This is a genomic window from Chamaesiphon sp. VAR_69_metabat_338, from assembly GCF_031423935.1.
Lineage (GTDB): Bacteria > Cyanobacteriota > Cyanobacteriia > Cyanobacteriales > Chamaesiphonaceae > Chamaesiphon.
This window is the reverse complement of sequence record NZ_JANPGM010000248.1, coordinates 1-6,954: the sequence shown is the minus strand read 5'-3', so window position 1 is coordinate 6,954 and position 6,954 is coordinate 1. Positions and strand designations below refer to the sequence as shown.

Annotated in this window: 8 protein-coding genes, 1 pseudogene and 1 riboswitch; of the genes and pseudogenes, 4 read left to right on the top strand and 5 right to left on the bottom strand. The window is 47.9% G+C overall.

Features of this window, described 5'->3' with window-relative positions; translation table 11 throughout:
- Positions 1–18: 18 nt before the first annotated feature.
- Both RMO84_RS21320 and RMO84_RS07335 read left to right on the top strand, forming a co-directional pair.
- A pseudogene (locus RMO84_RS21320) lies at positions 19–195 on the top strand (hypothetical protein); the annotation flags it as partial.
- On the top strand, positions 194–2,119 hold the full coding sequence (locus RMO84_RS07335) for a DNA polymerase III subunit gamma/tau (RefSeq protein ID WP_310487813.1): 1,926 nt from the start codon (positions 194–196) through the stop codon (positions 2,117–2,119). The pseudogene RMO84_RS21320 and the gene RMO84_RS07335, both read left to right, overlap by 2 nt.
- Before the next feature lie 6 nt (positions 2,120–2,125).
- On the opposite strand, the gene RMO84_RS07330 is transcribed toward RMO84_RS07335, so the two are convergent.
- Positions 2,126–2,509 (bottom strand): hypothetical protein, encoded by a 384-nt coding sequence (locus tag RMO84_RS07330; protein ID WP_310487812.1) that lies wholly within the window; start codon positions 2,507–2,509, stop codon positions 2,126–2,128.
- A 165-nt stretch (positions 2,510–2,674) separates the two neighbouring features.
- Positions 2,675–3,529 (bottom strand): ABC transporter ATP-binding protein, encoded by an 855-nt coding sequence (locus RMO84_RS07325; RefSeq protein ID WP_310487811.1) that lies wholly within the window; start codon positions 3,527–3,529, stop codon positions 2,675–2,677.
- 395 nt (positions 3,530–3,924) lie between these two features.
- On the opposite strand from RMO84_RS07325, the gene RMO84_RS07320 reads away from it, so the two are divergent.
- The gene (locus RMO84_RS07320; RefSeq protein ID WP_310487810.1) at positions 3,925–4,266 is read left to right on the top strand and encodes a DUF6932 family protein; all 342 of its coding nucleotides are present in this window, start codon (positions 3,925–3,927) and stop codon (positions 4,264–4,266) included.
- An 11-nt stretch (positions 4,267–4,277) separates the two neighbouring features.
- A complete protein-coding gene (locus RMO84_RS07315) occupies positions 4,278–4,712 on the top strand; it encodes a helix-turn-helix transcriptional regulator (protein WP_310487809.1) in 435 nt (144 codons plus the stop codon).
- Positions 4,713–4,807: 95 nt separating this feature from the next.
- Here RMO84_RS07315 and cbiQ read toward each other — a convergent pair whose 3' ends face one another.
- From cbiQ to RMO84_RS07300, 3 genes are read right to left on the bottom strand one after another with little or no spacing between them, the layout of a single operon-like run.
- Positions 4,808–5,614 (bottom strand): cobalt ECF transporter T component CbiQ, encoded by an 807-nt coding sequence (cbiQ, locus tag RMO84_RS07310; protein ID WP_310487808.1) that lies wholly within the window; start codon positions 5,612–5,614, stop codon positions 4,808–4,810.
- Positions 5,615–5,935: an energy-coupling factor ABC transporter substrate-binding protein gene (locus RMO84_RS07305; RefSeq protein ID WP_310487807.1), complete on the bottom strand. Its 321-nt coding sequence runs from the start codon at positions 5,933–5,935 to the stop codon at positions 5,615–5,617.
- On the bottom strand, positions 5,916–6,659 hold the full coding sequence (locus tag RMO84_RS07300) for an energy-coupling factor ABC transporter permease (RefSeq protein ID WP_396135796.1): 744 nt from the start codon (positions 6,657–6,659) through the stop codon (positions 5,916–5,918). The genes RMO84_RS07305 and RMO84_RS07300 overlap by 20 nt, the downstream gene beginning before the upstream one ends.
- A 61-nt stretch (positions 6,660–6,720) precedes the next feature.
- A riboswitch (cobalamin riboswitch) is annotated at positions 6,721–6,898 on the bottom strand.
- Between the last annotated feature and the right edge of the window lie 56 nt (positions 6,899–6,954).

Below are 6,954 nucleotides of genomic sequence, written 5' to 3'. Positions count from 1 at the left end.
AAAGGCAAGACAGTTAACATTGAATGGCTGCAACAGATCGATCTCGAAGGACTCAGTTGGTGGTATTTCGACGATGGTTCCCTCAGCCTCAGTCCAGAAGGAAGTCCCACAGTCCATCTGCACACAGAAGGATACTCTTTGTCAGAAAACGAACTTATTGCTAGCTGGCTTACAGATCGAGGCTATTCAGCCGATGTTAAGTCCTACAAAAGAGGTGGGTCAATGCGGCTCTATTACTACATCGGATTTAACGCTAAAACCAGCCGTCAATGGTTGGCAGACTTACAGCCCTATTCCATCCCCTCAATGGCATACAAGTTTGGAAACGATCGAATCTGTGAGCCTCGGTGGGGAGGAAAAAGTCTACGATCTGGAGGTTAAAGATAATCATAATTTTGTGGCGAATGGACTCTTGGTGCATAATTGCCACATGCTCACTACGTCAGCATTCAATTCGCTGCTGAAGACTTTAGAGGAGCCACCAGATCGGGTAGTATTTGTTCTGGCCACTACCGATCCGCAGCGAGTTTTACCCACAATTATTTCCCGCTGTCAAAGATTTGACTATCGGCGGATTCCCGTGGCGGCGATGGTATCGCATCTGACGGAGATTGCCAAAATCGAACGGATCGAGATCGCCCCAGCCTCCGTGCAGCTTGTCGCCCAAATCGCCCAAGGTGGCTTGCGCGATGCCGAAAGCTTGCTCGATCGGTTGAGTTTGCTCGATGGCGAGATTACGCCCGATCGAGTGTACGATGCGATCGGTTCGGTGCCAGAACGAGATCTAGTAGATATTTTAAAGGCGATCGCGGCTGCCGATCCAGAGAATTTGCTCGATCGCGTGCGAGCGATCTTGGAGCGGGGAAAAGAACCGCTGACAGTTCTCCAAAATCTTGCTGGCTGCTACCGCGATTTGACGATCGCCAAAACTGCGCCCAAACGTCCGGATCTAGTCGCGCTTACTGGTGAAACATGGCAGGATCTAGTGCAAATTGCCCAAGGTTGGGAATTGAGCTGGATTCTGGCGGGACAACAGCATCTTAAAGAAAGTGAAATTCAGCTCAAGCATACAACTCAGCCGCAATTATGGCTAGAAATCGCCGTTCTGGGTTTGCTGAGTGTCAATGCGATCCCCTCTCAACCCGCAGTCCAACCACCGGCACCAGCCGTTAGGACTGTTGCTGCCCCACCACCTAGCCCACCTCCACCCCAAAACGTTCCACCAGCGATTCAACCGCCAGCAGCGGCGCGTGAGCTGGAGGTTTCCTCCGGCATAGAACGCGACAAGACAGACGGCAAGACATTCGAGGCACCCCCGCCAGCAGTCATTCCCGCCCCGACAGCGGCGATCGGAACGGAAGACCTAAGCAATACCTGGGAACGGGTGTTACAGCAGCTTTTACCGGCCAGTCGCGACTTATTTAGACCTTTTGGTAAGTTGATCTCGATCTCCGATATCCAAGCGATCATCGCGATGAAATCTAGTACCATGCAAACGATCGCGGCTGGTAAAGTGCCCGAACTGGCCAAAGTCTTCAGTAGCATTTGCGGTCGATCGATCGCCGTGAAACTAGAAGTCTCGGGCAAAAGCCAAATCCAGCCTGCGGCAACGCTCCAAGCTGCGCCGATCGCCACACCGTCACCGATTGCTACACCGCCACCACCGCCGCTACCGCCGCCGGTTGAAACTGTCCCTCCTGCGCCGATGGCTACTCCTGCTATTCCCACGGTGGGCGAATATCTAGACGATGACGAGAGCGAAGTAGAGGTCGATGACGATCTGCGCGATGAACCAGCGGCCACGATCGACTCGCCACCACCACTAACTACAACGCCAGCACCCATTGCCGTTCAGCCAGAGCCAATTCCGCTCATGCCCCCAGTACCGATCGATCCGCAACCGATCGAGTCAACATCAGTAATAGAGGAGCCACCAGTCGATTTTGCCGAGCCGCCCGACTCAGTAGATATCGATCGCGCGGCAACTAATCTGGAGGAGACTGAAGAGCCAGAAATCGATCCGCTGCTGCAATCGGCAACCGATCGCATCGTGAATATGTTTAATGGTGAAATTATCGATCGTCAGCACGAACTGTTCGAGCAAATTATGACTAATTAAGATCGATTATTTACGGGATAGTAATCTCATTTTGACAATCAAATTTTTAGCGATCGTCTTACCGCAGCGATCGTTCCCTTGGCAATGGTTGATTTGAACCATTCGATAAGTCAAGCTCACTAGTCGATCTACGAATTGAGGACGATCGCAAATGGCAAAATCAGCACCTAACGTATGTTTTTTGCCACGAGTATCGAGCAGATCGACATAACACATCAAGTCCCCATTCGTGAGCTTTAAAACTCTACCAGTAGTGGGAAATAAATTTACCTTGGCAAGTTGGCGAGCATCGCTAGGTAGCGCAGCCAAGCAACTAATTAGTGTCAAACTCCAGATGAATGGTTGGAGCAAGAATCTTTCGGGAGTATGAGTTTTAAAGTGAGATAACATAAGTTGGTACCATTATTGTTAAGATAGAATGTAGCGATCGATATCGATATTCCGATCGGTATGTAGACAATAAAGATCGATCTGGTGTACTTTTTATAAAATAATACCTAACCTAACTCCTCGACCCATTTATGTAACAAATCTCATGAATTAAACTAAGATTTTCTAAGCTGGAGGATCGGTTAGCGATCGATAGTTTTCGAGATATTTAGTAAATTCATCGATCGAGCGGGGAGCGGGAACTGCGGGCATTCTAGCCGATAACCGCGACCACATTTGCCATAAAATTGGCATTCCCAATTTAAAATCTGGCAGAGATTGGAGACGATCGAATACTGCTAAAGTTTCACCTTCAGCAACTAGTTGCCCGCGCTCCATCACCAGTACCCAATCCGCCCACTGATACACAAAATCTAGATCGTGGGTGGCAATTAATAACGTCGTTCCCCGCTTGGCGATCGCCTCTAGTTCGAGCAGGAGGTTGCGAGTTTGGACGGGATCGAGATAAGCCGTCGGCTCATCTAACAATAATAACTCTGGTTGGAGAGCCATGACACCAGCGATGCTCACCCGTTTTTTTTGACCCAAGCTCAGGTGTTGCAGCGGGGACATTGCCAGCGATTCTAGATTAAAATCAGCCAGTGTCTGCATGACTTTGGCAGCTACTTCCGCTTCCGATAAACCCTGGTTGAATAAACCGTAAGAAATATCGGCGGCGACAGTTGGGGCGACGAGCTGCTGCTCGGGATCTTGAAATACCAATCCCACCCGCTGTCGCCAGCGTTGGAGTGCGGCTCGATCGAATTTCAATGGGACATTATCTAGGGTCACGGTACCGCGATCGGGTTTGGCCAAACCGTCGGCAATTAGAAATAGTGTCGATTTTCCACACCCATTTTGCCCGATTAGGGCGGTCTTTTTGTACTTGGGCAATCGCAAGCTCAATCCTTGTAACGCCGGAGCCGTTGCCATCGGATAACTATAATCAACACCATCAAACTCCAGCAAATATTCAGACATAGCTCCCGATCTCAATTTTGCAACGTGTGTCCCGTTCGCGCACCAAAAGATTTAAGGGGATGCCGCCCGATGTGGATGTATCAGACATGGACGATAGGGTATTAAGTCTTTCTATTTTACTCGTTCGTGGAGTGTCGCTTCTGGCGAATCGATCGGTGGCTTACAATAGGATTTAGAGCCGCATTAGGTTTATGGCAATAAACTTTAAGCCGATCGATAAAGCGATACTTCATCCCCTTGTTAACTTTTCCGAAAAAGCAACGAACCCAACATATAAGTTGTGCCATGGTGGATTTAATACAACTTTTATGTTGAGTTGCTTTAATGCCCATTCCAGAGTTTAACGACTTAGGATATCTCCCCCAGGTGTCTATGAAACTAGCTGGCAAGAGTTTATGCAGAGGTTTGCCATCAACACTCAGCGACAGAGATTAGCGACTGGTCTAGCCGCCGCGCTGCGTAAACTTGGTGTTGCTGGTTGTCGGCGGGTAATTATTGGCGGCAGTTTTGTGACTAACAAGGAATACCCTAACGATTTTGATGGTTGGTATGAAGATTTTCAACTCAATCCAGATATTCTCGACCCGCTATTTGTTGAAAATGCGAACGACCAGCAGATTGCTTTTGGTGGCAGACTATTCGATCTACCCAGTTATGAAGGTTTTTTCCAAACCGACCGAGAGGGCAGACCCAAGGGTGTAATTGCCCTAGACCCCAAAGAATTTATTACTCAATAAGGCGTTAAGTCATGATTCAAAATGAACGTCAATATAAAACTACCCAGACTAAATTAAGAGATTTTAAACTCGATCTAGCTGCACTAGATGTACCTGGTGACTTGCACCCTCGACTGATACTGGCGCGAAAAAATAGCTTAAATATTTCGATCGGAGAATTACATCAGGAAATTGCTGAGTACGATTTGCTCAAAAGTGGGCAAGTTAATCAGTTTTCGATCGAATCGTTTCAAGATCTCCCAGCTGTAACGATCGAAGCCAGGATTGCTGCGGGGTTGACACAGAAGGAACTAGCTGAAAAAATTGGCGTTCACGAGCAGCAAATCCAACGCTATGAAGCTAATAATTACCATGCAGTCGGCTTCGATCGATTACAAAAGGTAATGTCTGCACTGGATATTAGGATTGCCAAAACGATCGTCCAGTTAGGATGCCATGTAAATTAGAGCTATTTATTGATAACCGATTGTATTCAGATCTGCATGAGTACTTAATTGTTATACCATCCGCACATTACTATCTGAAAAACTGCTGTTATGAGCTACATTGTCGCAATCGAGCTTCGGTACAAGATTTCGCCAATGACAAGAAGCGAACAACCGACGATCGATTCGCGCGCGTAACGTGCCGAATATTCATAAGCAGCAGGTTGCCAAAACCGAAACTCGCCATCGAAACCCCGTGCCGCGATGCCCAAACTCAACTGTTGATAGCGGCTAGCAGTACGTACGAGCAACTGCCGCACTAGTAAATTCAAGCTATTGAGCCGCAGCCGCTGAGTGCGGTAGCCACCTCGCGAAACTTGAGCGGTGACAATGGTTTGGGCGGTATCTGCCAGCAAGAAAATGCAGCGATAAATCAGCAAAGACAGTTCGACAATAATCGTCGGACAGCCAATTTGCTGGCAGATCCGCACTAAATCGATCGCGGGAACCGTCAGCACGACGAAAAACAGCGCAGAAGTACTAGCTAAAGAACGGATCGCTACCGAAATCGCTCTCATCAAACCATTGTGACTGAGGTAAATATGTCCACTCCCAATCGGCATTTGCCACAGAATATCGAGCTGGAAAGCCACCGAGATCCGATCGACATACTCGAAGATTAAAGCTGGCAGACTAGTTAGCACAAACATGGAGACTCCTAAGAGCATCCCACCGTAAATTTGGTAAGGAATGCCCGCATAAATGACAATCCACACGCTCATCCACAGCAAGATGACGATCTGTACTGGATAGTGACTGACGAGGACGATCGCGATTACTGCCAAAGCCAAGCCGAGTTTTTGCGCTGGTGGCAAATGGCGCAGCCGATTGCTGTAAGCCAGAGTGTCGATGTGGATATTCACTTAATCGTGATGTTGCTTGACAGTGGCGGTTTCATCGTTTTTCCGACGTTCGGTGCGACCTCTGTATAAGCCGAGAATATAACAAGTTACTCCCGATCCGATCGCGGCTTGAGTCGCAAATAAAAATGTTTCGATCTCGCCGCCAGAAGGCTTCAGGATCGGCTCGAACCAAGGCTTATATCCAGGCTTGACTTGCTCGATCGCCGTGATATTGATACTATCTGTCGCCTTAAATTCTTTACCTTGATACATCAAGACTGGAGCGATCGACAAAATAACTGCACCGCTTAATAGCAAGATGTTAATTGATGATTTCTGCATCTAAATTCCCTCCTTTTTGAAATAGTCCAAGTATTTTTAGCTCTTGTTGACCGTAATCCTGAAGCCAGTTCCACACTAGTACTGTCAACAAACCTTCACTAATGGCTAAGGGGATTTGGGTAATCGCAAAGACACCAACAAACTTGATAAATGCAGTCATAAATCCACCCTGCTCGGCTGGAAAAGCTAGAGCTAATTGTACCGCAGTTACTAAATAAGTACATAAGTCTTCCAACATTGAAGCTAGAAATACCGCAACTTTTTGATTGCCAGTTTTGGCGATCGATTTGTAGACAACATACGCAACCATCGGGCCGACAATTGCCATCGAAAATGCATTGGCTCCCAAGGTTGTCAGTCCGCCATGTGCGAGTAGCATCGCCTGAAACAGCAACACTAACCCCCCGATGACCGACATCGCCAAGGGGCCGAAGAGAATTGTACCCAGCCCCGTACCAGTGGGGTGAGAGCTGCTGCCGTTGACGGAGGGAATCTTGAGTGCTGAGAGGACGAAGGTAAAAGCTCCTGCTAAGGCTAGGAGTAGCTTGAGTTCTGGATGTGATTGGGTAATCCGGTTGATGGAGCGTACGCCCAAGACAAAGAAGGGTAGAGCTGCCATCCACCAAAATACTGCCCACTGGACGGGTAGATAGCCTTCGGCAATGTGCATGGCATGGGCGGGAGTCGGCGAACCAATAACTAAATAGCTGCTCAAGCCGACCATTGCTGACAATGTAGCAATTTTTCGATACTGATATTTTGTCACCTTGAACCTCGCAGATGAACGTAATTTAGTTTTAACTAATGGGTGTTCTGACTCAGTTACTTCAAGATTTAAGCCAGTCTGGGTCTCAAATTATGGCATCTTGAGTACATTACAGTTGCGGGACAGCGTTGGATTTTGCACCAATCTTTCCCCATCGATTTCCGTGGCTATTTACGACTGGATCGATCTTCGATCGATCTAGCGTTGTCCACGACTGGCTACATCCTATCACTTTAGCTGGGCGATCGATCCA

What these genes read in the sequence shown, in the direction of transcription:
- RMO84_RS07335 (WP_310487813.1), top strand. Translation starts at nt 194, where the DNA reads ATGTTAAGTCCTACAAAAGAGGTGGGTCAATGCGGCTCTATTACTACA.
- RMO84_RS07330 (WP_310487812.1), bottom strand. Translation starts at nt 2,509, where the DNA reads ATGTTATCTCACTTTAAAACTCATACTCCCGAAAGATTCTTGCTCCAA.
- RMO84_RS07325 (WP_310487811.1), bottom strand. Translation starts at nt 3,529, where the DNA reads ATGTCTGAATATTTGCTGGAGTTTGATGGTGTTGATTATAGTTATCCG.
- RMO84_RS07320 (WP_310487810.1), top strand. Translation starts at nt 3,925, where the DNA reads ATGCAGAGGTTTGCCATCAACACTCAGCGACAGAGATTAGCGACTGGT.
- RMO84_RS07315 (WP_310487809.1), top strand. Translation starts at nt 4,278, where the DNA reads ATGATTCAAAATGAACGTCAATATAAAACTACCCAGACTAAATTAAGA.
- RMO84_RS07305 (WP_310487807.1), bottom strand. Translation starts at nt 5,935, where the DNA reads ATGCAGAAATCATCAATTAACATCTTGCTATTAAGCGGTGCAGTTATT.
- RMO84_RS07300 (WP_396135796.1), bottom strand. Translation starts at nt 6,659, where the DNA reads ATGGTCGGCTTGAGCAGCTATTTAGTTATTGGTTCGCCGACTCCCGCC.